This window comes from Microbacterium sp. C23T, from assembly GCF_053345975.1.
The window spans coordinates 24591-49393 of record NZ_JBKFBD010000017.1 but is presented as its reverse complement, the minus strand read 5'-3'; the positions used below and the strand labels follow the sequence as shown (position 1 = coordinate 49393).

The window sequence follows — 24803 nt, the reverse complement described above, 5'->3', positions numbered from 1 at the left end:
CAGAACGAAGGACGCGGCCCGGGGGCCCGGCCGCGTCCGCAGATCACTTCTGCCCTTGGGTGTGGCCGTTGCAGCCCCACTCCCCCAGGCCCGGGATGTCGACCTCGGAGGCGCCGCCGCCATGCAGGCTGAACGCCTTGCGATCCGCCTGATCGAACTGTCCCCAGTTCTGGGTGGTCCCGGGAGTCACACCTGAGCCGTCGGTTTCGTGATCCTCCAGTCCGGAGAACGCGCACGGCGAGTTCGCGTTGCTCCGCGCGCCGGTCGCCTGGCCGTTGGCGTTGTACTCTCCCGCGAACGCTCCGCCCGCGGAGCCGAACACCAGCACCGCTCCCACCGCGATGCCCAGCATGATCTTTCTGCGCATGATGCGCCCCCTCCAGTTGAAAGGGCGGGCAGCGAGCTCGCCCGCGCCCATCGAACTCCGAGGCTCGTGCCCCGTCAATGAGGTGAATACCGGAGCAGTACCTAGGGAGCGCGCATCGCGGCGGGGACGCCGCGCAGCGACTCAGCGCGCGGTGGCGAGGCCGTACTGCGCGGGAGTGTGGATCGCGTCCGCGCGGATGCCCAGCTCGACCAGGTGGTCGACGATGTCGGCGGTGCCGAGGTAGCCGCCCAGCAGGTGGATGCGGGTCTCGTCGTCCTCGGCGCACAGCATCTCGTCGGCCCACGCGGTGACCGCACGCGTCAGCGCCTCGCCCGACGCGCAGCCGCGGCCGGTGCCAGGCGCACCCGACCGCTGCGAGCGGTCCAGCCACGTGACGACCATGCGGCTCGGTGCGGTGATCTCGGCCAGCCACGAGGCATCCGGGATCTCGATGAACACCCGGCCCGTCGAGCAGATCGGCAGGGTCGCGAGCACAGCCTCGAGCTCGGCCAGCGACGATTCGTCGGCCGTGATCAGGTGCTGCACGCGCGTGTGACGCGACGCACGGCACGCCGACGCGTTGTGCGCGGCACTCTGAGGCTGGATGTTCTGGACCATGACCCCTCCACTATAACCGCTGATGAAGGGTTGCCTTACCTCATTACCGATCGTGAAGAACGGATGCCTCGTCGCTACGCGCCGCGCTGCAGCAGCACGCGGCGCAGCTCGGCGATCTCGTCGTCGGCCAGGCCGTGGGTGCGCAGATATTCCGCGGCCGAGCCGTAGCGCTGGTCGATGTCGGCGAGGAGCGCCCGCATCACCGGCGCCGGCGAGCGCGCGACGAGGTCCTCGACGTTCACCGCGCGCGGATGCATGGATCGGATCAGGGCCACGACGTAGCGATTGCGTCGCGCCGGAAGCAGCGCCTCCGTGCGTGCGTAGTCCGCGACGACCTCGTCGGCATCCACGCCCGCTGCGGCCAGCGTCAGCGCGACGGTGACGCCGGTGCGATCCTTGCCCGCGGTGCAGTGCACGAGCACCGGCTGGTCGGCGAGGATGCCCCGCACCACCGCCACGACGCCTTCCGACGACTCCTCGATGATGAGGCGGTACATCTCGTCGAGGCTGAGGTCGTCGCGGAAGAACGAGTCGACCGAGCCGAGGAACAGCGGCACGCGCTGTGTCACGACGTCCAGGCCCTCGGTGCGACTGGGATCACGGGCGACCTCGTCGTCGGCACGCAGATCGATGATGCGGCGCAGACCGAGCCCCGCGAGCGCGGGCCCGCCCTTCGACCCGAGCCGCGCCAGGTTGCCCGAGCGGAAGACGACACCGTAGCGGGTCCTCGTGGCGCCCGCGCGCAACCCCCCGATGTCGCGGAGGTTCACGGCGCCCGGGACGACGGGGTCGGAGAAGGACAGGCGACCGGGCGCCGCCGGGTTCTCCGGCTCGACTGGATCGGCCGACGGCGGATCGCCCGTCACCACGCGGCGCCCGCGGCGGCGTCCTTGTCTTCGCCGACGAGGTCGTCGCGGGGCGGCGTGCTGTACCGGCCCGCGATGGCGATCCGGTTGAACGCGTTGATCGAGACGAGGATCCAGCTGAGCGCGACGTACTCCTTCTCGCTCAGCACACCGCCGATGCGGTTGTACACGTCGTCGGGGATGCCGTCCTCGTGGATGTAGACATACGCCTCGGCGAGCTCGAGGCCCGCGCGCTCGCGATCGGAGAAGACGCCGGACTCGCGCCACACCGGCAGCTGCGCGATGTCGTCCGCCGTGACGCCGGCGGCGAGCGCTCGCTCGACGTGCACCCGCACGCAGTAGGCGCAGCCGTTGCGCTGCGACGCGTGGATCTGCACGAGTTCCTTGAGCCGGTCGTCGATGCCGTTCTCGGCGGCGATGCCGCCCACGGTCTTTGAGAAGGCCGAGAGCGCCTGATAGGCGGGTCGCGCCGCTCGCGAGAGATGCACGCGGTGTTCTGCCGTCATGCCGCCAGACTACCCAGGGCCGGCTCGCGCCGGGCCGGGAGTCGCCGGGGTGGGGCATGATGAGCGGGTGAGCGACCCCATCGACGAGTTCTCGTTCCTTCCCGAGCAGGCCGCGGAGACCGGCATCCAGGCCCTCGTCCCCCAGGGCGAGCGGCTGGCGCTGGCGCTGGCGGACGGACGCACCCTGAGCGCGCTGCGGTACACCCCGGCGGATTCCCCCGGCGCCGCCCCCGTGGTGACGTTCCTCCACGGCGCGGGTCTCAACGCGCATACGTGGGACGCCACGATCCTCGCACTCGGGCTCCCCGCTCTCGCGATCGATCTGCCCGGCCACGGCGATTCGTCGTGGCGCGACGACATGGCCTACGTCGCGCGGGTGCTCGCGCCGGACGTCGCGGCCGGCATCGACGCGTGGACCGACGCCCCGCAGCTCCTCGTGGGGCAGTCGCTCGGCGGGCTGACCGCGGCCGCGGTGGCGGCATCCCGACCCGATCTCGTGCGCGAGCTGGTGGTCATCGACATCACTCCGGGCCTCGACCCGAACGCCGGGGCGCAGCAGATCCGCGACTTCTTCGCCGGCCCCGCCGACTGGGCGTCACGCGACGAGCTCGTCGACCGCGCGCTGTCGTTCGGGCTCGGCGGCGGCACCCGCCGCAAGGCCGAGCGCGGCGTGTACTTCAACTCCCGCATCCGCCCCGACGGCAGAGTCGAGTGGAAGCACCACTTCGCCCGCCTCGCGAACGCGGCCGCCGGCGCGACGGCCCCTGAGCCCGTCGACGGGCAGGATGCCGTCGCCTCGGTGCTCGGCGAGTCCGGCTGGGAGGATCTCGCCGTCGTCGCGGCCCCGACGACGCTGCTCCGCGGCGAGCGCGGCTACGTCACGGACGACGACGCCGCGGAGTTCGCACGACGGGTGCCCGCAGCATCCGTCGCCGTCGTCCCCTCGGGGCACAACGTGCAGGAGGAGATCCCGCGGGAACTGGGCGCGCGCCTGCGCGTGATGGCCGCGGGCGCGTGACCGATGCGGCGCCGGCCGGGAAGCATTAACACTTCTGTTGCGTTCCGGGTACCGAGTTGCCGCCCGCCTCGGCGATATCCCTAGGCTGATACCCATCCGGCAGCCCCGACCCCCTGGGCAGCCCGGGGCCCCGCACAGCACACACGGGACCCTCCCCGAAAGGACCTTCATGCTCCGTCGCACCGCTCTCGCCGCAGCCTCGCTGCTGGCCGCCGGTCTGCTCGTCCTCACCGCCTGCAGCGGTGGCGGGGGCGTCGCCGCGCCCACCTCGCCCGGGGAGCCCGACCCCGACGCGTCGGTCGCGGTCCGGCTGGTGCTCGAGCCCGGCAACCTCGACATCCGCGAGACCGCGGGGTCGGCGCTGGACCAGATCCTCGTCGACAACATCTACCAGGGCCTCGTCGCCCGCACACCCGAGCAGGACATCGTCCCCGCGCTCGCGAGCGACTGGACCGTCTCGCCCGACGGCCTCACCTACACCTTCACGCTGCGCGAGGATGTGACGTTCCACGACGGCCAGGCGCTGACTCCGCAGGACGTCGTGTGGTCGCTCACCACGCGACGCGACACGCCGACGTGGCGGGACGCGGCGCGTCTGGCGAACGTCACCTCGATCACCGCGGAGGGGCAGGACATCACGCTCACCCTCAGCGAGCCCGACTCGAGCCTGCTGTGGAACCTCACCGGCCGCGCCGGCATCGTCCTCAAGGAGGGCGACACCGTCGACTACAAGACCAAGGCGAACGGCACCGGTCCGTTCGTGCTCACCGAGTGGCGCCAGGGCGACAGCATCACCTTCGAGCGCAACGACGCCTACTGGGGCGACGCGTCGGGCGCCGCCGAGATCGTGTTCGAGTACATCCCCGACAACCAGGCCGCGCTCAACGCGGCCCTCGCGGGCGAGGTCGACGTGCTGACGGGCTTCGATGCGAACCTGAAGGAGCAGGTCGAGCAGAACGGCGATTTCGCGCTCGTGCTGGGCAAGTCCACCGACAAGGGCACGCTCGCTTTCAACCAGACCACCGGTCCGCTCGCCGACAAGCGCGTGCGCCAGGCGATCCGTCAGGCGATCGACCACGACGCCATCATCGAGGCCCTCGCGTCCGGGCAGACCCAGTACGGTCCGATCCCCGAGCTCGACCCCGGCTACGAGGACCTGTCGGACGTCGCGCCGTACGACCCGGAGGCCGCGAAGAAGCTCCTCAAGGAGGCCGGCTTCGAGGACGACCTCGAGCTCACGCTGACCATCCCGAGCTTCTACTCGACGACGATCCCGCAGATCCTCGTGTCGGACCTCGACGAGGTCGGCATCACCCTCGACGTGGACTCGGTCGACTTCACCACGTGGCTCACCGATGTCTACACGAACCACGACTACGACCTGAGCTTCGTGCTGCACACCGAGGCCCGCGACTTCGAGAACTGGGCGAACCCGGACTACTACTTCACCTACGACAACCCCGAGGTGCAGGACCTGTACGCCCAGTCGCTGGCCGCCACCGATGAGTCCGAGGCCGCCGACCTGCTCAAGCAGGCCGCCCGCATCGTGTCGGAGGACGCCGCCGCCGACTGGCTGTACAACGGGGCCTCCGTCGTCGCCGTCGGCACTAGCATCGCCGGTATGCCCTCGATCAACGTGAACGAGCGCCTGAACGTCGCCGAGATCGCCAAGAGCAACGGGTGATCCGGTACACGCTGACCCGATTCGCCCTGCTCCTGCTCGGGCTTCTCGTCGCCAGCGTGCTGATCTTCCTCACGCTTCGCGTGCTCCCCGGTGATATCGCCCACCTCATCGCCGGGGTCGGGTCCACGCCCGAGCAGCAGGACGCCATCCGGGAGCGGCTCGGCCTGGACCGCCCGCTCCCGGAGCAGTACCTCACCTGGATCGGCGGACTGTTCCGCGGCGACCTCGGCACCTCCCTCCTCACGGGCACGAGCGTCGTGGACGAGCTCGCCCAGAAGGCGGAGGTGACCGTGCCGCTCGGCATCCTGTCCCTCCTCATCGCGGTGGTGATCAGCGTGCCGCTCGGCGTGCTCTCGGCCATGCGGCGCGGGCGCGCCTCGGGCACGGGACTCAGCGTGGGCGCGCAGACCCTCGCCGCGGTGCCCGTGGTGTGGGCGGGCATGATGCTCGTCGTCGTCTTCGCGGTGTGGCTCGGGTGGCTGCCCGCGCAGGGCTTCCCGCGGTCGGGGTGGAGCGACCCGTGGGCGGCACTGCGCGCCCTCATCCTCCCCGCCCTCACGATCGGCATCGTCGAGGGCGCCATGCTGCTGCGGTTCGTGCGCAGCGCGACACTGCAGGCCGTCGGGCAGGACTTCGTGCGCACCGCCGCCGCGAAGGGCCTCACCCGCGACCAGGCGCTCCTCCGCCACGGCCTGCCCGTCGTCGGGCTGTCGGTCATCACGGTGCTGGGCCTGCAGGTCGCCGGCATCATCGTCGGCGCCGTCGTCATCGAGCAGCTCTTCTCCCTCCCCGGCATCGGCCGCATGCTCGTGGCCGACGTCGCCGCGCGCGACCTTCCGAAGGTGCAGGGCGAGCTGCTCGCCCTCACCGGGTTCGTGCTCATCGTCGGCTTCGTCGTCGACCTCGTGCACCGCGTCATCGACCCCCGGCAGCGGGAGGCATCGTGAGTGCGGCCGGGACGGATGCTGCGCCCCCGGCGCTGACCACGGCGCGACGTCGTTCGCGCTGGGCGTGGCTCGGCCGGCTGTGGGCGCTGTCGACAGGGCGCTTCGGGCTCATCGTGGTCGCCGTCGTCGGGATCACCGCGATCGTCGCGCGATTCTGGACGCCGTTCGACCCGCAAAAGGTCGACATCGCCAATCGCTGGGCTCTTCCCGGCTGGCCGCACCTGCTCGGCACCGACGGATCGGGGCGCGACATCCTGAGCCTCCTGATGGCGGGTGCCCGCACCACGGTGTTCGTCGCGATCGGCGCCGGCCTCGTCGCGACCGTGATCGGCATCTCGCTCGCGGCCCTCGGCGCCCTCACCGCGCGCTGGGTGCGCGAATCGGTGGCGGTGTTCGTCGACGTCCTGATCGCCTTCCCGGTTCTCATCATCGCGATGATGATCTCGGCGGTGTGGGGCGGGTCGCTCTGGGTCGTGATCTGGGCGGTCGGCATCGGCTTCGGCGTGAACATCGCCCGTGTCACGCGGCCCGAGCTGCGCCGCGTGCTGCAGAGCGACTTCGTGCTGGCCGGACGCGCCTCCGGCCTCACGCCCGCCCAGAACCTCTGGCGGCACCTCCTCCCCAACGTCGCACCGGTGTTCATCGTGCAGCTCTCGTGGGGCATGGCGGTCGCAGTGCTCGCGGAGGCCGGACTGTCGTACCTCGGATTCGGTGCGCCGGTGACCGAGCCGTCCTGGGGTCTGCTGCTCGCGCAGCTGCAGCAGTTCATCGGGGTGCACCCGCTGTCGGTGGTGTGGCCGGGCCTCGCCATCACGATCACCGTGCTGGGGCTGAACCTTCTCGGCGACGCGCTCCGTGAGGCGACCGACCCGACACTCTCGCGCAGCCCCTTCGCGACTCGGCGCGCACGGCTGCACATCCCGGAGGTGGTCTCGTGAGCCTCGAGGTGCGGGGCCTGACGATCGACATCGGCGACCGCCGCGTCGTGGACGGCATGTCCTTCGCCGTGCCCGACGGGGCCCGCGTGGGCCTCATCGGCGAGTCGGGGTCGGGTAAGTCGCTCACCGCCCTCGCGATCCTGGGCCTGCTGCCCGACGGTGCGACGGCGTCGGGCAGCATCCGGTGGAACGGCCGCGAGATCCTGGGCTTGCCCGACCGCGAGCTCGCGGAGCTCCGCGGCGACGAGATCGGCATCGTCTTCCAGGAGCCGCGCACCGCGCTCAACCCGATCCGCACCGTCGGACGCCAGATCGCCGAGTCGATCCGCATCCACGAGGGGCTCTCGAAACGGGATGCTGCCGCCCGCGCGGTCGCCGAGGCATCCCGTGTCGCCCTCCCCGATCCGGAGCGCATCGTGGCGCGCTACCCCCACCAGCTGTCGGGCGGCCAGCGCCAGCGCGTCGCGATCGCGATGGCGCTCGCCTGCCGCCCGCGCCTGCTGATCGCCGACGAGCCGACGACGGCCCTGGACGTGACGATCCAGGCCGAGATCCTCGAGCTGCTGCTGTCGCTCGTGCGCGACGACGGCATGTCCCTCGTCTTCATCACCCACGACCTCGCCGTGCTGTCGCAGATCGCGACGCACGGTGTGGTGCTCGAGCAGGGGCGCGTGGTCGAGGAGGCTTCGGTGTCCCAGCTGCTCTCGGCTCCGGCATCCGTCGTCACTCAAGAGCTGCTGCGCGACGCGACGGCGACGCTGTGGCGGCCAGAAGGGACTGCGGAGTGAACGTGCTGATCCGCGGCCGCGGGCTCACCCGCCGCTACCCCACGCCGAAGACGCACCTGTTCGAGAAGCAGGCGTTCACGACAGGACTCGAGGACGCCGACATCGACGTGCGCGAGGGCTCTGCGGTCGGGCTCATCGGCGAATCGGGCTCCGGCAAGTCGACGCTCGTCCGCCTGCTGCTGGCCCTCGACACGCCTTCCGCGGGCACCCTCGAGTTCGACGGGCGACCGGTCGACGCCAGCGCCTCTGCACGGTCGCTCCACTGGCTGCGCAGGCAGACCGGGATCGTCTTCCAGGACCCCTACGCGTCGCTCGACCCGCGCATGAGCGTCGGACGCATCGTGGGCGAGCCGCTGTGGGCGCTCGGGATCGAGGGCGACCGCCGCGCCCGCGTGCGCGAGGTGCTCGACGACGTCGGCCTCGAAGCGAGCATGGCCGACCGCTTCCCGCACGAATTCTCGGGGGGCCAGCGGCAGCGCATCGCGCTCGCTCGTGCGATCGTGCACCGCCCGCGCCTCCTGGTGGGCGACGAGCCGCTGTCGGCGCTCGACGTCACGGTCCGCGCGCAGATCCTCGAACTGCTCGGCGAGCTGCGCGTGCGCGACGGCCTGACGCTCCTGATGGTGTCGCACGACATCGGCGTCGTGCAGAACCTGTGCGACGAGGTCGTCGTCATGAAGGACGGCCGGATCGTCGAGGAGGGCCCGACCGAGAAGGTGCTCCTGCAGCCCCAGGTCTCGTACACGCGGCGGCTGCTGGCGTCCATCCCCGTCATCGAGAACGGCAGGTAGTCGCAAGTTCTGCCTGCTGACCTGGTCCTTTCGCCGGTCACGGCGACTCGCCACAAACCGGCGTCTATCGCCCCCGGTTTTGGCGACTCGCCAAGACCGGAGGGCCGGCACCTTCTGGCTACCCGCCAAAAGAAGGCGAGCCGAGCGGTCATCCGTGGCGACTCGCCAAACGCCGGCGTCCATCGGCCGCGGTTTTGGCGAATCGCCAAGACCGGAGGGCGCGCAACTTCTGGCGACCCGCCAAGAGAGGCGAGCCGAGCGGTCATCCGTGGCGACTCGCCAAAAGGGTGACGGAGTGAGGCGCGGGTCGAGCTGGGGGCTGACTCGCCGTGGTGGGGAGCGGGGAGGTCGGCGGCCGCGGATAGGTTCGGAGAATGAGCACGAGCCCCGGAATCGTCCCCCCGTACCTGCTCGCCCGCATCGCCGCCGTGCAGGAGGAGAACTGGGCTCGTGCGGCTGACGCGGCGCACCGCACCCTCGCGGCGCCGCGCGAGTACCGTCCGGTGCGCTCGCGCCTGCGCCTGTCGATCCAGGAGCCGGGAACGCTCGTCGCCGAGGCGACGCCCGCACCCGACCGCGAGATCTCCGACGCGAAGCACCGAGAAGTGCTGCCGGGCACCCGGGTGCGCGGCGAGGACGACCCGGCGACGGGTGACGCCTCCGTCGACGAGGCGTACGACGGGCTCGGCGCCACGTACGACTTCTGGTGGGACGCGTACGCCCGCGACAGCATCGACGGCTCGGGCAGCTCGCTCCTGGCGACCGTCCACTACGGCCGCGACTACGACAACGCGTTCTGGAACGGCGAGCGCATGGTGTTCGGCGACGGCGACGACGAGGTGTTCCGCGGGTTCACCCGGTCGCTCAGCGTGATCGCGCACGAGCTCGCGCACGGCGTGATCGAGGACGAGGGCGGCCTGCTGTATCGCGGCCAGTCCGGCGCACTCAACGAGTCGATCGCCGACGTCTTCGGCGCCCTGGCCGAGCAGCACCGCGATGGGCAGACGGTCGACGAGGCGACGTGGCTCATCGGCGAGGGGATCTTCACCGACGCCGTGCAGGGCGTCGCGCTGCGATCGCTCAAGGCCCCGGGCACGGCGTACGACGACGATGTGCTCGGCAAGGACCCGCAGCCCGCGCACATGCGCGACTACGTCGAGACCCGCGACGACAACGGCGGAGTGCACATCAACTCGGGCATCCCCAATCACGCGTTCTACCTCACGGCGAAGGCGCTCGGCGGCCATGCGTGGGAGCACGCCGGGCTCATCTGGTATCGCACGCTGACGTCCGGGACCCTCCCGTCCACGGCCGAATTCACCGCCTTCGCACGCGCCACCCTCGCCGCGGCGGCAGCGGAGTACGGTGAGGAGTCGGAGGAGGTCGCCGCCGTCCGCGCCGGGTGGACAGGCGTCGGCGTGATCCCGGATGACAGACAAGCCGAGTCCTGACCCGACCGCACCTTCCGCGGCGCCGCCCGCGGTCGAGGTCGACGTCGCGCGCACCGGCGGCATCGCCGGCATGACGCGACGGTGGTCGGCGCAGCCGCCCGAGGCGGAGGCATCCGAGTGGATCACCCTCATCGACCGCTGCCCGTGGAGCGAAGCGGGCAGCGCCGCAGACGAAGAACCCGGCGACGAGGTCGCCACCGCTCCCCCGCGCCCGGCGCGGCGCGGCGAGCCGACGCCCGACGGTTTCGTGTGGTTCATCCGCGCGACGTGGTCGGGGACCGGCCCCCTCGAGGCAGAGCTGCTCGACGACGAGGTCGTGGGCGCCTGGCGCGAACTCGTCGACGCCGTGCGCGATTGGAGCCGGCAGAGCGCCGACGCGGATCAGCCGCGCCGCTGACGCTCAGCGCGTGAAGAGACCCTTCTTCTTCGCCGGCTTGAGCGCCTTCTGCATGTAGATCGTCCCGAGCCACCGGCCGAACTTGAAGCCGACGCGGCCCATGCGGCCGACCTCGACGAAGCCCAGCTTCTCGTGCAGGGCGACCGACCCTTCGGCGCCCTTGTCGCTGATCACGGCGACCATCTGCCGGATCCCGGCCGCCTCGCACGCCTCGATGAGGGCTTCGAGCAACGCGCGGCCGAGCCCCTTGCCGGTCGCGGCCTGGCCGAGGTAGATCGAGTTCTCGACCGAGAACCGGTACGCGGACTTGCTCGACATCGGCTGCACGAGCGCGTACCCGAGGATCTGGCCCGACGGCGACTCTGCCACGAGGAACGGGAGGCCCTGCTTCTCGAGGCCGTCGCGCTTCTTGCGCCACTGTGCCACCGACCACACGTCCTCGTCGAAGGTCACGACCGAATTGGTGACGTAGTAGTTGTAGATCTCGCGGATGTCGGGGATGTCGCGATCCTCGACGGGCCGGATCGTGAACGAGAACCCGCGCTCGGGCTCGGGCTGCCGCTGCAGGTGGCGCGGCAGCTTGCGGCGATCCTTCTCGTATTCCTCTTCGAGCATGGCTTCTCCTGGATGTCTGCGGTCGGCCGGCGCCCTATGCGGGCAGCCGCCAGTCGACGGGGTCGGCGCCCTGCTGGGCGAGCAGCTCATTGGCACGCGAGAACGGTCGCGAGCCGAAGAACCCGCGGCTCGCCGACAGCGGCGACGGATGCGGCGATTCGATGATCGGCGTGGTGCCGAGGAGCGGTCGGAGGTTCGCGGCATCCCGTCCCCACAGAATCGCCACGAGAGGCCTGTCGCGCGCGACGAGCGTGCGGATGGCGTGCTCGGTCACCTTCTCCCAGCCCCAGCCGCGATGGGATGCCGGCGCTCCGGGCGCGACCGTGAGCACCCGGTTCAGCAGCATGACGCCCTGATCGCTCCACGCCGACAGGTCGCCGTGCGGGGCGCGCGGGATGCCCAGGTCGGACTCGAGCTCCTGGTAGATGTTGCCGAGGCTGCGCGGCAGCGGCCGGACGTGCGCGTCGACGGCGAAGGACAGCCCGATCGGATGCCCCGGCGTGGGGTACGGGTCCTGCCCGACGATGAGCACCTTGACGTCGGGCAGCGGGCGCTGGAACGCGCGCAGCACGCGGTCGCCGGCGGGCAGATAGTGGCGTCCGGCGGCGACCTCGGCGCGGAGCCGCTCGCCGAGCGCGGCGATGTCGGGAGCGACGGGTGCGAGCGCCGCCGACCACTCCGGGTCGATGAGTCCGGCGTCGGCGAGCTCGGGCAGCGTCATCGCCATCTCAGGCACGTTCCGCCGTGGTGATCATGACGAGCTCGAGGCCACCTTCGACGGGCGCGGACGTGAATGCCACGGTCGCCGCCGACAGCTCGTGGAGCGAGGCGACGTGCGTACCGCCGCAGGGGATCCTCGCCTCGGCGCCCGGCAGCTCGCACACCCACGTGCGGCGGTCGGCGAGCGTGTCGCCGTCGCGTTCGATGCGCACCGCGCCGCCCGCGGCGATCCAGTCCGCAAGCTGCGCGTCCACCCGTGCCGCCAGGGTGTCGAGGTCGGCGAGCACATCGGGATCGAACCCCCTGCGCCGGAGCGACTTGCCGATGCGGTAGACGTCGCGCGAGCCGTCCGGCAGGATGCGCGACTGCTGGATCGCGAGGGCGTCGAAGGCCGGAGCGCCGAGCGCGTCGGTCGGCGCCTCCTTGCGCCACGCGCCGGCGAGTGCCGCGTCGAGCGCGAGAGAAGCCAGGTGACAGGCGGTGTGACCCGCCGAGAGCGCGGCGCGGTAGGCGGCATCCACTGTCACGTCCACCGTGTCGCCCGGCGCAATCGCGGCGCCGTTCTCGACGAGGTGGGCGACGACGAACGTCCAGCCCTCCGTTCCCGTGCGCACGGGAACGTCGGGGCCGAGCAGCAGCCCGTCACCCTGGGTCGCGCCGACGACGGCGTCGACCACGGCGAGCGCGGCGCCGCCCACGCCCAGCGTGCCGCGGTCGGCGGGCTGATCGGGCCACGCGGTGTCGATCGGGTGGAACGCGGTCTGGTCGAGGACGACGGCCGTTCGCCCGTCGCCGGCGTCGGCGACGTGGACGACCGTGCCGCGGGAGGAGGTGGCGCCGGCCGGATAGGTGACGACAGTGCCGTCGGCGAGGGTCACAGCTCCTCCGTGCCGCGTGCGCGCAGGGGGCCGCGCGCGAGCAGGAACTGGGCGGACTGCGCGACCGGTCGCATGGTGATGAGGTCGAGGTTGACGTGGCCGGGCGCATTGAGCGCGTATGCGATGACGTCGGCCACGTCGTCGGCGGTCAGCGGGTTCTCGACGCCGTCGTACACGCGCTCGGCCGCCGCGCTGTCGCCGCCGAGGCGGTTGAGGGTGAACTCCGGCGTGTGCACCATGCCCGGAGCCACCTCGATCACGCGGATCGGCTCGCCGTTCAGCTCGAGCCGCAGCGCGTGCGCGATCATCGCCTCGCCGGCCTTGGCGGCGTTGTAGCCGGCGCCGCCGGCGTACGCGGTCTGCGCGGCGGTCGAGGTGACGAAGAGCGTGTCGGCGTGACCATCGGATGCCGCGGCCCGGCGCAGCTGCGGCAGCAGCGCTGCGACCAGCCGCTGTGCCGAGAGCACGTTGACGTCGAACATCCACTGCCAGTCCTCGACGCGGCCGTCCTCGACGCGGTCGGTGCCGCGTGCGCCGCCGGCGACGTGGACGAGGGCGTGCACGGGGCCGGAATCCGCCAGGAAGGCGGCGAGCGCCTCGACGTCGGCGTCCGCCGTGAGGTCCGCCGCGAACGCGACGGCGCCCGTCTCGGTCTCCAGGGCGGCGAGCCGATCGGCGCGTCGGGCGACGCCGACCACGTCCCATCCGGTCTCACGCAGCGCTCGCACCGCCGCTTCGCCGATCCCCGAGCTCGCCCCGGTCACCACTGCACGTCTGTTCGCCATGACCACAACGCTACCCACGTCGCGCCCGACGGCACTCCCCGACCGGGATTCCGGGCCCCGACCGCGTTACGTCACATTTCCCCCACGTTGTTGACAACCCCGGGTTCTCCGTACTCTCGAACCCGGCTGGGGGGCACGCTCCCGGCATCCGATCCCGCAGGAGCAGGCCATGTCCGCACCCGAGAACTGGCGTTTCGAGACCAAGCAGATCCACTCGGGGGCTCAGCCCGACCCGGTGACCAAGGCTCGCGCGACGCCGATCTACCAGACCACGTCGTACGTCTTCGACAACGCGGACCACGCCGCCAACCTCTTCGCGCTCGCCGAGTTCGGCAACATCTACACGCGCATCCAGAACCCGACGCAGGCCGTCGTCGAGGAGCGCCTCGCCGCGCTCGAGGGGGGCACCGGCGCCCTGCTGCTCGCGAGCGGCCAGGCTGCGGCGACGTTCGCGGTGCTCAACATCGCCGAGGCCGGCGACCACATCGTGTCATCGAGCTCGATCTACGGCGGCACGTACAACCTCTTCAAGTACACGCTCGCCAAGCTCGGCATCGAGGTCACGTTCGTCGAGAATCAGGACGACCTCGAGGAGTGGCGCCGCGCGGTCCGCCCGAACACGAAGCTGTTCTTCGCCGAGACCATCGGCAACCCGAAGATCAACGTGCTCGACATCCGCGGCGTCGCCGACGCCGCCCACGAGAGCGGCGTGCCGCTCATCGTCGACAACACGATCGCGACTCCGTACCTCATCAAGCCGTTCGAGCACGGCGCCGACATCATCGTCCACTCGGCCACGAAGTTCCTCGGCGGCCACGGCACCACCATCGGCGGCGTGATCGTCGACGGCGGCACGTTCGAGTGGTCGAAGAACGTCGACAAGTTCCCGGGTCTCACCGTTCCGGACCCGTCGTACCACGGCGCGTCCTACACGGCCGCGGTCGGCGACGGCCTCGCCTACATCATCAAGGCCCGCGTGCAGTTGCTCCGCGACCTCGGCTCGGCCATCTCGCCGAACAGCGCGTGGCTGCTGATCCAGGGCATCGAGACGCTCTCGCTGCGCGTCGAGCGCCACGTGCAGAACGCGCAGGAGATCGCCGAGTGGCTCGAGAACCACTCCGACGTCGCCTCGGTCAACTACTCGGGCCTCCCGACGTCGCCGTGGTACGCCGCCGCCAACACGTACGCTCCGAAGGGCGTCGGCGCGGTGCTGTCGTTCGAGCTCAAGGGCGGCGTCGAGGCGGGCCGCGAGTTCGTCAACTCGCTGACGCTCTTCAGCCACCTCGCCAACATCGGCGACGTGCGCTCGCTCGTCATCCACCCCGCCTCGACGACGCACTCGCAGCTCACGCCCGAGCAGCAGCTCACGACCGGTGTCACGCCGGGCCTCGTGCGCCTCTCGGTGGGTCTCGAGAACATCGACGACCTCAAGGCCGACCTCGAGCAGGCACTCGCCGCGGCGCGCCGCGTGTCGGAGGCCGCTCGCGCCTGATCCCCCTCCTCGGGATTCGGATGCCCCGGCCCGGCGCACTGCGCCGGGCCGGGGCTGGGCCCACGCGCCCGGAGGCTCCGCGCAGCGCGCCAGCGCTGCGTGGAGGGGGCGTGGGGACCGTCATTCCTGATCGGTGTCGGGCTCGTCCGCCGCGAAGTCGGCCGCCAGCTCCTCCGCGGAGAGGTGCGTGCCCGGAACCGGGCGCGGCAGCGTGGGTGCGCCCTCGGTGTGCCACGGCTCCCCCGCGGCTGCGGAATCATCGGCCTCGTCGAAGATGACGTCGGTGTCGTGATCGAGGTCGTGCTCCTGCGGCGGCACCGCCGGGCGGGGCTCGTGGGCGGGCATGAAGGGCTCAGCGGTGGACATGCGCGCATTCTGCCATGCGGGCGTGCACGCCCGATGACGCGCGCCACCGGTCCCGGTGTAACAGACGGCACCACCACGCATGCTCAGGCGAGAATGGACGGATGGACTGGCAGACCTCCGAAGACACGGTGCCCAGCGCGCCCGTGACGGAGGCCGACGCGCGCCTGCTGCTGGGCCGCCCTCCGGCGACCGGCGCGTGGCGCGACGGCGATCCCGTGGGCGAGCGCCACTTCGCGGCGTTCGGGGCGTTCTGCACCGAGGGCGGCCGCGAGCTTCCCGCGTACCGCCTCGCGTACGAGACCTGGGGCGAGCTCAACGCCGCGCGCGACAATGCGGTGCTCGTGCTGCACGCCCTCACCGGCGACAGCCACGTGCGCGGCCCGGCCGGCGCGGGGCATCCGACCTCGGGCTGGTGGGACGACATCGTCGGTCCCGGGGCTCCCATCGACACCGATCGCTGGTTCGTCGTCGCCCCGAACATGCTCGGCGGATGCCAGGGCTCGACGGGTCCGGCATCCATCGGTCCCGACGGCTACGAGTGGGCGTCACGCTTCCCGTATCTGACGATCCGCGACCAGGTGGCCGCCCAGGTGCGCCTGGCCGACGCCCTCGGCATCGACGTGTGGGCGGCCGTCGTGGGCGGATCGATGGGCGGCATGCACGCCCTCGAGTGGGCGATCTCGCGCCCCGAGCGCGTGGAGCGGGTCGCCGTCCTCTCGGCGCCGCCCGTGAACACCGCCGACCAGATCGCGCTCAACTCGGTGCAGCTCGAGGCGATCCGCATCGATCCGCGGTTCCAGGGCGGCGAGTACTACGACGCGGGCGACGGCGACGGTCCGAACCGCGGGCTCGCGCTCGCCCGGCGCATGGCGCTCCTCAACTACCGCTCCCCCACCGAGCTCAACCAGCGCTTCCAGCGCACGTGGCAGTCCGGGGTGAGCCCGCTCGGGCACGGCGGGCGCTTCGCCGTCGAGTCCTACCTCGACTTCCACGGCAACAAGTTCACGCGCCGCTTCGACGCGAACTCGTACATCACGCTGGTCGAGGCGATGAACTCGCACGACGTCGGCCGCGACCGCGGCGGCGTCGAGGACGCCCTCGCCCTCATCACCGCCAAGGCGCTGGTGCTCGGCATCGACAGCGACCGGCTCTTCCCCATCGACGGTCAGCACCGCATCGCACGCGGCATCCGCAGCACGCTCGACGGCGATCGCGCCGTGGTGCTGTCGAGCGACTTCGGCCACGACGGATTCCTCATCGAGACGAACGCCGTCGGGGCGCACCTGCGACGGCTGCTCGAAGCCTGACCCTCCGGTCTCAGTCCGTGCGCTCGTAGCGCCACGGGAGGGCGCCGATCTCGAGGCGATGACGGGAGCCGGATGCTGCGCCCTCGGCGTCCGCCTCCCATTCCTCGTCCCCCTGCCACATGAGGAGGGGGCCCTCGCCGCCGCGGCGTGCGACCGTCTCGAAACGCTCGACGCCACCGAGGCGCGCGGCCCCGATCACGGACTCGACGTCGGCGTGCGCCGCCAGGCCGTGCAGGGTCACCCACGTCGGCGGATACAGCGTCAACCCGCCGTGCCCGTGTCGCGCGAGCGCGTCGGCGGGGCGCAGCCACTCGGCGGCGACCGCCTCGTCGGCCGACAGCGTGAGGGCGCCCGCCGCGGCCGGCGCGACGAAGAACCACGTGCGGATTCGCAGCGCGAGGCCCGGTGGCGGGTCCCAGCAAGACAAGGTCACGAGCGCGTCCGCGTCGAGTGCGAGTCCGGTCTCCTCGTGCGTCTCGCGCACGCCGGCGCGACGGGCGACGGTCTCCTCCGGTTCGCCGTCGGCGCCCCGGTCCGCGTCTTCGAGCTTGCCCCCGGGGAACACCCACGCACCGGCGAAAGACCCGCGGTCCGGCCGCTCGATCATCAGCACGTCGAGCCCGTCGTCGCCGTCGCGCAGCAGCACGACGGTCGCGGCGACGGGGATGGCCGGGTCGGTGGCGTCCTCGGGGCGGCGCGTGCGAGCGCCGCCGATCGAGTCGCTCAGCGCCTGCAGGGCGCGGTCGGCGGACGGCGTCGGTTCCGGCATCCGCACACTCTATCCATCGCCGGAGCCCGCGGCACGGAGCTCAGACTGTGACGGGCACGCGGCGCCGCTCGAGCATCAGGCTCGCCGACGCCAGCACCAGCCCGGCGAGAGCAAGGCCCACGCCCACCCACGCGGGTGCGCCGAAGCCCCATCCGGCCGCGATGACGACACCGCCGAGGAAGGCGCCCAGGCTGTTGCCGATGTTGAGCGCAGAGTGGTTCAGCGCCGCGGCGATCGACTGGTTGTCCTGCGCGACATCCATCAGCCGCGTCTGGATCGTGGGACTCAGCGCCGACGCCACGAACCCCACCGCGAACACGAAGAACGCGAGCGCCCAGATCCACTGCGCGGTCAGGGCGAGCAGTGCGAGCACCGCCGCGAGCCCCACGAGACCCCCGATGAGCGTCCGCTTCAGGTCGACGTCGGCGAGGTGGCCGCCGACGAGGTTGCCGACGGTCATGCCCAGCCCGATGAGCACGAGCACGATCGGCACGGCCCACTCCGGCGAGCCCGCGACCTCGGTCACCAGCGGCGCGACGTAGCTGTACACGGCGAAGAACCCGCCGAAGCCGATCGCGCCCACGCCGAGCGCCAGCCAGACCTGACCGATGCGGAACACCTTGAGCTCGGCGCGCAGCGTGCGGGACGGATCGCCCGGATGCTCGGGCACGAAGAACGCGATGAGCACCGTGGCCGCCGCGAAGATGCCCGCCACGACCATGAAGGCCGCGCGCCACCCCAGTTGCTGGCCGAGGTAGGTGCCCAGCGGCACACCGACGACGTTCGCGACCGTGAGGCCGGTGAGCACGAACGCCACGCCCTTCGCCCGCTTGCCCGGCCCGAGGACGTCCGCGGCGACGAGCGCCCCGATGCCGAAGTACGCGCCGTGCGGGAGCCCCGCAAGGAACCGGGATGCCGCGACCCACTCGAACGTCGGCGCCAGGAACGTGAGCGCGTTGAAGACCGTGAGGGCGAGCGCGAGCCCGATCATCACGCGGTGGCGCGGATACTTCGCGACCGCACCGGCGATCGTCGGAGCACCGACGACGACACCGAGGGCATAGAGCGAGATGAGCCAGCCGGCCTGGTAGATCGCGTCCTCCTGGCGGAGCTGCCAGAGCGACGGAAGCAGGTCGGAGCCGATGTTCGGCAGCAGGCCCATGACGACGAACTCGGTCATGCCGATGCCGAAGCTGCCGACGGCGAGGGAAAGGAGCGCCCACATCGCCGCCCCCCTCGTCAGATTCGAGGAGGTCACGGCGTCATGCTAGCGTCGGCCGCGGCATCCTGTCGAATCGATTCGGGACGCCGTCGACGCGCAGCGTCATGAACGCGTCGGGAGGCAGAGCTCACCCCGCGTCGGCGTCGCCCTCCTGACGGTCGATCGCGGCCTCGAGTCGCTCGATCTTGCCGTCCAGCTCGCCCGCGTAGCCCGGGCGGATGTCGGCCTTGAGCACGAGCGAGACCCGGGAGCCGTACGGTGCGACGGCGTCGGTCGCGCGCTTGACGACGCCGAAGACCTCGTCCCACTCCCCCTCGATCTCGGTGAACATCGAGGTCGTGCGGTGCGGCAGACCGCTGTCGCGCACGATCCGCACCGCGGCGGCAACGGCGTCGTGCACCGAACCGTCCGCGCGGCCGGTTCCGCTGGGGGCGACAGAGAAGGCGACGAGCATGGGGACCTCCGTGATCTCGAGGGGGGACGAGGTCTACTCTGACACGCGCAGCCGCACCCGCTGGCGCGCCGGGAGCCGAACCAGACGCACCACGACCCACGCGAACAGCGCGAGCAGCATGATGTTGCGCAGCACGACGAGCAGGACGGCCGCCGGCCACAGCACGAGAAGCCAGTCGTAGGCGAACGGGAAGAGCCACTGGGTGAGGGCGAGGATCACCACAGTGAGCACGGCGGGGCGCAGCCACCGGTGCCGATCGATCGCGAGACCCACGATGACCGGCGCGATCAGCCACGTCATGTACTGCGGCGACCCCACTTTGTTGAGGACGATGAAGCCGAGCACCAGCGCGAGCGCCAGCGGCGGGAAGAGCGCGACGAAGGACGCCCCGCGCCATGCCTTGACGGCGCCGATCACCGCGATCGCGAGCATCCCGAGCATGAGGAGCGGGGTCATCAGCGAGATGACGGTGTCGACTGACGGGCCGGTGATCTGGAACGTGATCAGGTCGGGGTCATAGAAGATCCGCGCACCGGGCACGTCCGCCAGGGCGAGCAGCAGGTACGCGCTGCTCACCGGCGCTTCGATCTGCAGGCCCCGCGAGGTCTGATCGCCCACGAAGCCGAGCAGGTGCGGGCCGCCGCCGGCGAGCAGGACGACCCCCACGACGGCTGCCGACACCGCGGCCGCTCCCCCGACGACCGCGAGCCTGCGGCGCACCGCGATCACCGCGGCGGCGAGCAGGGCCGCCGGCCACACCTTGATCCAGGTGGCCACGGCGAGGAGCACCGAGCCGAGCCACGGTCGGCCGACGAGCCAGAGCGAGCCGGCGACCGCGATCGGCACCGTCACGCCGTCGAGCCGGAACATGCCGACGCCGCCGAGCGCGAGGATCGCCGCCAGCCAGAACCACGCCGCGATCATGCGTCCGCGCGAGCGCCCCCGGCCGACGAGCACCGCGAAGGCCGCAGCATCGAGCGCCGTCACGAGCAGTCCCCAGCCCAGGGTGTAGTCCACGACACCGCGGAACGCCCCGACGAGGAGGATCGGCAGGTGCGCCAGGGGCGGATAGATCCAGTCCTCGGTGATGCCGGGGAGCGCATCGCCGCTGAGCGTGAGGCCGGCCCACCAGCGGTACAGCTGATCGACATCCCACGAGGCGGCGTGGTCGTCGAAGAAGCCGAGCCAGATGACCAGCGCGTGGACGAGGACGAACGCGACCCACACCCACGTCCGCCGCAACACCCCTTCATCCTAGGGACGAGAAGCGCGGCCTTCCGTCAACGGCTCAGTGCCTCGGCCACGGCGCGAGGAAGGGCGTCCGCGACATCCAGCGCCGTGATCGGCCCGTCGCCGAACGGCGGAGAGCTCGATGTGCCCGCGATGCTCGCGCCCTGCGCGGCGATCGCCCCCGCCCGCCCGTGCAGCCACGCGCCGGATGCGGCGAGCGCAGCCAGGGCCGCGGCATCCGTGCGCCCGTTCTGCGCCATCGCTCCCGCGACCAGAGCCCCGATGACGCCGGCGAGCACATCGCCCGTCCCCGCGGTGGCGAGCCAGGGCGTGCCGGACTCGACCGTCGCCGCCCAGCCGTCGGGCGCCACGACGACGGTCACGCCGCCCTTGAGCAGGACGACGGCGCCGGTGGCCTCGGCGGTCTCTCGGGCGGCAGCGACGCGGTCGGCCGGCGCATGCCCGAGGCCCAGCGCCGAGCGCAGGCGTGCGTGCTCGCGGTCGTGCGGCGTGAGGATGCGGGGCGCCGTGGCCTCGGCGGCGAGGTCCAGCGCCCCGGCGTCGACGACGACCGGATCGGTGTCGGCGAGCAGCGCGCGCAGCGCCGCGGTGTCGGACGGAGTGCGGGCCGAGGCATCCGTTCCCGATCCGATCACCCACGCCTGCACGCGCCCGTCGGCGGTCACCGTCTCGGGCCGGCGTGCCAGCACCAGGCCGGTCGGACGGTCGGGTCCGAGGTAGCGCACCATGCCGAGGCCGGTGCGCCACGCGGCCTCGACGCCCAGGACCGCCGCCCCGGGATAGGCCTCGGAGCCCGTCCGCATGCCGAGCACGCCTCGGGAATACTTGTCGTCGTCGGCGGTTGGCCTCCGCAGGGCGCAAGCGGCATCGGCGCGCGTCCACGTCCTCACCATGCGGCCACAGTACCGCCCACCCGATCCGATCCGGAGACCCGATGAGCCGCCTCTTCAGCCCCCTCACCCTGCGCGACGTCACGGTGCGCAACCGCCTCTGGGTCTCGCCGATGTGCCAGTACAGCGCGGTCGACGGGGTGCCGCAGGAGTGGCACCACACGCACCTCGCGCAGTTCGCGTCGGGCGGCGCGGGGCTCATCATGGCGGAGGCCACGGCGGTGTCGCCCGAGGGCCGGATCTCACCCGAGGACACCGGGCTGTGGAACGACGCGCAGCAGGCCGCATGGACGCCGATCGTCGCCGCGATCCGCAGCCGCGGCGCGGTCGCGGGCGTACAGCTCGCCCACGCCGGGCGGAAGGCGTCGACCTGGTCGCCGTTCTCCGGCCGCCGCGGCTCCGTCGCCGCGGACGACGGCGGGTGGACCACCGTCGCCCCGTCGGCGGTCGCGTTCGACGGCTACGCCGAGCCCGTCGCCCTCGATCTCGCGGGCATCGACCGCATCGTGGCGGACTTCGCGGCAGCCGCGCGCCGCGCCGTCGCCGCCGGGTTCCAGGTGCTCGAGCTGCACGGCGCCCACGGGTACCTGCTGCACCAGTTCCTGTCGCCGCTGTCGAACCTGCGCGACGACGAGTACGGCGGTTCGCTCGAGAATCGCGCGCGCCTGCTGTTGCGCGTGCTGGACGCGGTGACCGAGGCCGCGCCCCGCGTTCCGGTCATCGTGCGGTTCTCCGCCACCGACTGGGCCGACGGCGGCTGGAACCCCGACGAGACCGCGACGGTCGCCCGCTGGGCGGCGGAGCGCGGCGCGGACTTCTTCGACATCTCCAGCGGCGGACTCGTCGCCCACCAGAGGCTCACGACGGGTCCGGGCTACCAGGTCGAGCTCGCGGCGCGCGTGCGGCGCGAGGCGGGCGTTCCGGTCAACGCGGTCGGCATGATCGACGACGCCGCCCACGCGGAGCGGGTGCTCGCCGAAGACCTCGCCGACGCGGTCATGGCCGGCCGCGAGTGGCTGCGCGACCCGCACTACGGCCTGCGTGCCGCCGCCGAGCTGGGCGCCGACATCGACTACTGGCCGGCGCAGTACCTCCGCGCGCGCCTCTGACACGAAACGCGATGAGCGGATGCTGCGGCCCCGGGCCGCAGCATCCGCTCATCTCGTTCGTCAGAAGCCGCGGCGGCGTGTGGCGTCCTGCACCTCGCCGATGAGCTCCTCGATGATGTCCTCGAGGAACAGCACCGCGGTGATCTCACCGACCTCGTTGCGCACCTGCGCGAGGTGGCGTCCGGCGCGGCGCATCACGGCGAGCGCGTCCTCCAGGTCGGTCGACTCGAGCACCGGCACCATGTGGTGGATGCGCTTCGTCGCGATCGGGAGCGCCACGTCGGTCGCGGCATCCGGTCCCTCCGCCGCCCGGAGGATGTCCTTCAGGTGGACGTAGCCGAGCGGCAGGCCCGTCTCGTCGACGATCACGTAGCGCGAGAAGCCGTGCTTGGCGACCGCGCGCTCGATCTCGTCGGGCGTCGTGACCACCGGGAGCGTCACCAGCTGCGACAGCGGCACCGCGACATCGGCCGCCTTCTTGTCGGTGAACTCGACGGCCGCGGCCACCGTGCCCGACGCATCGTCGAGCACGCCCTCGATGCGGGACTGGTTGACGATCGTGGCGACTTCTTCGAGCGTGAAGGTCGAGGATGCCTCGTCCTTCGGCTCGACGCGGAACAGGCGCACGATGTGGTTCGCGATCCAGTTGAGGCTGACGATCACCGGGTGGAAGATCTTCGAGACCCACACGAGCGGCGGCGCGAGCATCAGCACCGCGCGATCGGGGACCGAGAACGCGAGGTTCTTCGGCACCATCTCGCCGAACACGACGTGCAGGTACGACACGAGGATCAGCGCCACCGCGAAGGCGACGCCGTCGACGACGGCTTCCGACCAGCCGGTGAGCCCCAAGGGCTCGGCCAGCAGGTGGTGGATGGCGGGCTCCGACACGTTCAGGATCAGCAGCGAGCAGATCGTGATGCCGAGCTGGCTCGTCGCCAGCATGAGCGTCGCGTGCTCCATCGCGTACAGCGCAGTCTTGGCCGCGCGCGATCCCTTCTCGGCGAGCGGCTCGATCTGCGAGCGGCGTGCCGAGATGACGGCGAACTCGGCGCCGACGAAGAAGGCGTTGGCGATGAGGAGCACCACCAGCCAGGCGATTCCTGCCCAGTCGCTCATCGGCGATCACCCCCCTCGGTCGCGTCCTCATGGGGCATCGGCGTCGGCGTGAACTTCACGCGGTCGACGCGGCGGCCGTCCATGCGCTGCACCTCGATGGTTCCGTCCTCGATCTCGAGGCCGTCGCCGACGGCCGGGATGCGCTCGAGCACGCTCATGATGTACCCGCCGACGGTGTCGTAGACGTCGCCCTCGGGGATGCGGATGCCGGTGCGGTCGCGGACCTCGTCGGGGCGGAGTTCGCCGGGGAAGATGACGCTGTCCTCGAGCCGCACGATGCCCGCACGTCGACGGTCGTGCTCGTCGAGCACCTCCCCCACGATCTCCTCGACGAGGTCCTCGAGCGTGACGACACCCGCGGTGCCGCCGTACTCGTCGACGACGACGGCCATCTGATACCCGCGGGCACGCAGCTCGGCGACCAGCACGTCGAGGTGGACCGCCTCGGGGAAGCGCAGCGGCTCGGTCGCGAGCGCGGCGGCGGGAACGTCGGCCCGGCGCTCGCGGGGAACGCCGACCGCGGCCTTCAGGTGCACGATGCCGGTGATGTCGTCCATGTCCTCGCCGTAGACGGGGAACCGGCTGTGGCCGGTGCGCCGGGCGAGCTGGATGACGTCCTCGGCGGAGTCGTCGGCCGCGAGGGCGTGGATGCTCGGGCGCGGCGTCATGACGTCGGCCGCCGAGAGCCGCGCGAAGGTGAGGCTGCGGTCGAGGAGCGACGCGGTGTCCTCCTCGAGAACGCCGGCGCTCGCCGAGCGGCGGACGAGGCTCGAGAGCTCCTCGGCGGTGCGGGCACCGGAGAGCTCCTCTTTCGGCTCGATGCCGACGGAGCGCAGCACGCCGTTGGCACTGCCGTTGAGCACGACGATCGCGGGGCGGAAGACCGTCGTGAACGCCACCTGGAACGGCATGACGAGCTTGGCGGTCTGACGTGGGACCGCCAGCGCGAAGTTCTTGGGCACGAGCTCGCCGATGATCATCGAGAAGACGGTCGCGATCGAGACGCCGATGATGGCGGCGAGCGGGCGTGACACGCCGCTCGGGATGCCCCACGCGTCGAACACCGGCGCGAGCAGGTTCGAGATCGCCGGCTCCATCGTGTAACCGGTGAGCAGGGTGGTCAGGGTGATGCCGAGCTGCGCGCTGGACAGGTGGGTCGAGGTGATGCGCAGCGCGCTGATCGTCAGCGAGAGCCGGGTTTCACCGGCCGCCTGGCGGGACTCGAGGTCCGCCCGGTCGAGGTTCACGAGCGCGAACTCACTCGCGACGAACAGGCCGGTGCCGATTGTGAGAAGAAGCCCCACGCCCAACATGACGTAATCCATCACGCATCACCCCCGTTCATCGGGGTGGAGGGTCGGTGGGGCGATTGTCTGCAACTAGGAGGGTCGTCCATCGTGCGACAAGTCTACGGCAGGCGTCCCCGCACGATCCTGGGGATCGGTGCCAGCATGG

Annotated in this window: 27 protein-coding genes; 11 read left to right on the top strand and 16 right to left on the bottom strand. The window is 71.6% G+C overall.

All coding sequences use genetic code 11. The features are described 5' to 3' along the window. Nucleotides 1-43 precede the first annotated feature (43 nt). The 4 genes from ACLBXX_RS11305 to ACLBXX_RS11290 form a co-directional block, all read right to left on the bottom strand. Nucleotides 44-367: a hypothetical protein gene (locus ACLBXX_RS11305; RefSeq protein WP_447658090.1), complete on the bottom strand. Its 324-nt coding sequence runs from the start codon at nucleotides 365-367 to the stop codon at nucleotides 44-46. Between the two features lie 141 nt (nucleotides 368-508). Continuing rightward, nucleotides 509-985, bottom strand: a complete 477-nt coding sequence (locus tag ACLBXX_RS11300) for an SIP domain-containing protein (RefSeq protein ID WP_447658089.1) — start codon at nucleotides 983-985, stop codon at nucleotides 509-511. 74 nt (nucleotides 986-1059) lie between these two features. Continuing rightward, complete coding sequence (locus tag ACLBXX_RS11295; protein ID WP_447658088.1) at nucleotides 1060-1851, bottom strand: tyrosine-protein phosphatase; 792 nt, start codon at nucleotides 1849-1851, stop codon at nucleotides 1060-1062. Further along, nucleotides 1848-2357, bottom strand: a complete 510-nt coding sequence (locus ACLBXX_RS11290) for a carboxymuconolactone decarboxylase family protein (protein WP_045297469.1) — start codon at nucleotides 2355-2357, stop codon at nucleotides 1848-1850. Before ACLBXX_RS11290 ends, ACLBXX_RS11295 begins: the two co-directional genes overlap by 4 nt. A 67-nt stretch (nucleotides 2358-2424) precedes the next feature. Here ACLBXX_RS11290 and ACLBXX_RS11285 point away from each other — a divergent pair, with 67 nt between their 5' ends. The 8 genes from ACLBXX_RS11285 to ACLBXX_RS11250 all read left to right on the top strand — a co-directional run bounded on the left by ACLBXX_RS11285 (nucleotide 2425) and on the right by ACLBXX_RS11250 (nucleotide 10371). Then, on the top strand, nucleotides 2425-3375 hold the full coding sequence (locus ACLBXX_RS11285) for an alpha/beta fold hydrolase (protein WP_447658087.1): 951 nt from the start codon (nucleotides 2425-2427) through the stop codon (nucleotides 3373-3375). 169 nt (nucleotides 3376-3544) lie between these two features. Then, a complete protein-coding gene (locus tag ACLBXX_RS11280; RefSeq protein ID WP_447658086.1) occupies nucleotides 3545-5059 on the top strand; it encodes an ABC transporter substrate-binding protein in 1515 nt (504 codons plus the stop codon). Then, nucleotides 5056-6006 carry an ABC transporter permease gene (locus tag ACLBXX_RS11275; protein WP_310289490.1) on the top strand — a complete coding sequence of 317 codons (951 nt, stop codon included), beginning with the start codon at nucleotides 5056-5058 and terminating at the stop codon, nucleotides 6004-6006. The genes ACLBXX_RS11280 and ACLBXX_RS11275 overlap by 4 nt, the downstream gene beginning before the upstream one ends. 32 nt (nucleotides 6007-6038) lie before the next feature. Beyond that, nucleotides 6039-6944, top strand: coding sequence for an ABC transporter permease (locus ACLBXX_RS11270; protein ID WP_447658128.1), 906 nt, complete (start codon nucleotides 6039-6041; stop codon nucleotides 6942-6944). Then, nucleotides 6941-7732, top strand: a complete 792-nt coding sequence (locus tag ACLBXX_RS11265) for an ATP-binding cassette domain-containing protein (RefSeq protein ID WP_447658085.1) — start codon at nucleotides 6941-6943, stop codon at nucleotides 7730-7732. The genes ACLBXX_RS11270 and ACLBXX_RS11265 overlap by 4 nt, the downstream gene beginning before the upstream one ends. 56 nt (nucleotides 7733-7788) lie before the next feature. Further along, nucleotides 7789-8523: an ABC transporter ATP-binding protein gene (locus tag ACLBXX_RS11260; RefSeq protein WP_447658127.1), complete on the top strand. Its 735-nt coding sequence runs from the start codon at nucleotides 7789-7791 to the stop codon at nucleotides 8521-8523. A gap of 374 nt (nucleotides 8524-8897) precedes the next feature. Continuing rightward, the gene (locus ACLBXX_RS11255; RefSeq protein ID WP_447658084.1) at nucleotides 8898-9974 is read left to right on the top strand and encodes a M4 family metallopeptidase; all 1077 of its coding nucleotides are present in this window, start codon (nucleotides 8898-8900) and stop codon (nucleotides 9972-9974) included. Next, the gene (locus ACLBXX_RS11250; RefSeq protein ID WP_447658083.1) at nucleotides 9952-10371 is read left to right on the top strand and encodes a hypothetical protein; all 420 of its coding nucleotides are present in this window, start codon (nucleotides 9952-9954) and stop codon (nucleotides 10369-10371) included. Before ACLBXX_RS11255 ends, ACLBXX_RS11250 begins: the two co-directional genes overlap by 23 nt. Nucleotides 10372-10374: 3 nt before the next feature. On the opposite strand, the gene ACLBXX_RS11245 is transcribed toward ACLBXX_RS11250, so the two are convergent. The 4 genes from ACLBXX_RS11245 to ACLBXX_RS11230 are packed head-to-tail and all read right to left on the bottom strand — an operon-like array spanning nucleotide 10375 to nucleotide 13369. Continuing rightward, on the bottom strand, nucleotides 10375-10986 hold the full coding sequence (locus ACLBXX_RS11245; protein ID WP_387146268.1) for a GNAT family N-acetyltransferase: 612 nt from the start codon (nucleotides 10984-10986) through the stop codon (nucleotides 10375-10377). A gap of 34 nt (nucleotides 10987-11020) precedes the next feature. Then, on the bottom strand, nucleotides 11021-11713 hold the full coding sequence (locus ACLBXX_RS11240; protein WP_387146265.1) for a uracil-DNA glycosylase: 693 nt from the start codon (nucleotides 11711-11713) through the stop codon (nucleotides 11021-11023). 1 nt (nucleotide 11714) lies between these two features. Next, nucleotides 11715-12584: a metal-dependent hydrolase gene (locus tag ACLBXX_RS11235; RefSeq protein WP_447658082.1), complete on the bottom strand. Its 870-nt coding sequence runs from the start codon at nucleotides 12582-12584 to the stop codon at nucleotides 11715-11717. Beyond that, entirely contained in the window at nucleotides 12581-13369 is a 789-nt protein-coding gene (locus tag ACLBXX_RS11230) for an SDR family oxidoreductase (protein ID WP_387146259.1), read from the bottom strand. The genes ACLBXX_RS11235 and ACLBXX_RS11230 overlap by 4 nt, the downstream gene beginning before the upstream one ends. Nucleotides 13370-13538: 169 nt before the next feature. Between ACLBXX_RS11230 and ACLBXX_RS11225 the strand changes: the two genes are divergently transcribed. After that, complete coding sequence (locus tag ACLBXX_RS11225; protein ID WP_387146256.1) at nucleotides 13539-14861, top strand: bifunctional o-acetylhomoserine/o-acetylserine sulfhydrylase; 1323 nt, start codon at nucleotides 13539-13541, stop codon at nucleotides 14859-14861. A gap of 120 nt (nucleotides 14862-14981) precedes the next feature. Here ACLBXX_RS11225 and ACLBXX_RS11220 read toward each other — a convergent pair whose 3' ends face one another. Continuing rightward, nucleotides 14982-15227 carry a hypothetical protein gene (locus ACLBXX_RS11220; protein ID WP_447658081.1) on the bottom strand — a complete coding sequence of 82 codons (246 nt, stop codon included), beginning with the start codon at nucleotides 15225-15227 and terminating at the stop codon, nucleotides 14982-14984. 101 nt (nucleotides 15228-15328) lie between these two features. Between ACLBXX_RS11220 and metX the strand changes: the two genes are divergently transcribed. Next, entirely contained in the window at nucleotides 15329-16534 is a 1206-nt protein-coding gene (gene metX, locus ACLBXX_RS11215) for a homoserine O-acetyltransferase MetX (RefSeq protein ID WP_447658080.1), read from the top strand. A gap of 10 nt (nucleotides 16535-16544) precedes the next feature. Here the strand turns inward: metX and ACLBXX_RS11210 are convergent, their stop codons facing one another. From ACLBXX_RS11210 to ACLBXX_RS11190, 5 genes are all read right to left on the bottom strand, one after another. Next, a complete protein-coding gene (locus ACLBXX_RS11210) occupies nucleotides 16545-17303 on the bottom strand; it encodes an NUDIX hydrolase (protein ID WP_447658079.1) in 759 nt (252 codons plus the stop codon). 40 nt (nucleotides 17304-17343) lie between these two features. Beyond that, nucleotides 17344-18528, bottom strand: coding sequence for an MFS transporter (locus tag ACLBXX_RS11205; protein ID WP_447658126.1), 1185 nt, complete (start codon nucleotides 18526-18528; stop codon nucleotides 17344-17346). A 124-nt stretch (nucleotides 18529-18652) separates the two neighbouring features. Beyond that, the gene (locus tag ACLBXX_RS11200) at nucleotides 18653-18979 is read right to left on the bottom strand and encodes a thiamine-binding protein (RefSeq protein WP_447658078.1); all 327 of its coding nucleotides are present in this window, start codon (nucleotides 18977-18979) and stop codon (nucleotides 18653-18655) included. A gap of 33 nt (nucleotides 18980-19012) precedes the next feature. Continuing rightward, a complete protein-coding gene (locus ACLBXX_RS11195) occupies nucleotides 19013-20224 on the bottom strand; it encodes a hypothetical protein (RefSeq protein ID WP_447658077.1) in 1212 nt (403 codons plus the stop codon). A gap of 35 nt (nucleotides 20225-20259) precedes the next feature. After that, the gene (locus ACLBXX_RS11190; protein ID WP_447658076.1) at nucleotides 20260-21123 is read right to left on the bottom strand and encodes an ADP-dependent NAD(P)H-hydrate dehydratase; all 864 of its coding nucleotides are present in this window, start codon (nucleotides 21121-21123) and stop codon (nucleotides 20260-20262) included. Nucleotides 21124-21164: 41 nt separating this feature from the next. On the opposite strand from ACLBXX_RS11190, the gene ACLBXX_RS11185 reads away from it, so the two are divergent. Then, nucleotides 21165-22229, top strand: a complete 1065-nt coding sequence (locus ACLBXX_RS11185; RefSeq protein WP_447658075.1) for an NADH:flavin oxidoreductase/NADH oxidase — start codon at nucleotides 21165-21167, stop codon at nucleotides 22227-22229. Between the two features lie 60 nt (nucleotides 22230-22289). Here the strand turns inward: ACLBXX_RS11185 and ACLBXX_RS11180 are convergent, their stop codons facing one another. Together ACLBXX_RS11180 and ACLBXX_RS11175 are read right to left on the bottom strand one after the other, a co-directional pair. Further along, nucleotides 22290-23348, bottom strand: a complete 1059-nt coding sequence (locus tag ACLBXX_RS11180) for a hemolysin family protein (RefSeq protein ID WP_447658074.1) — start codon at nucleotides 23346-23348, stop codon at nucleotides 22290-22292. Further along, nucleotides 23345-24673: a hemolysin family protein gene (locus ACLBXX_RS11175; protein WP_447658073.1), complete on the bottom strand. Its 1329-nt coding sequence runs from the start codon at nucleotides 24671-24673 to the stop codon at nucleotides 23345-23347. The genes ACLBXX_RS11180 and ACLBXX_RS11175 overlap by 4 nt, the downstream gene beginning before the upstream one ends. Nucleotides 24674-24803 lie beyond the last annotated feature (130 nt).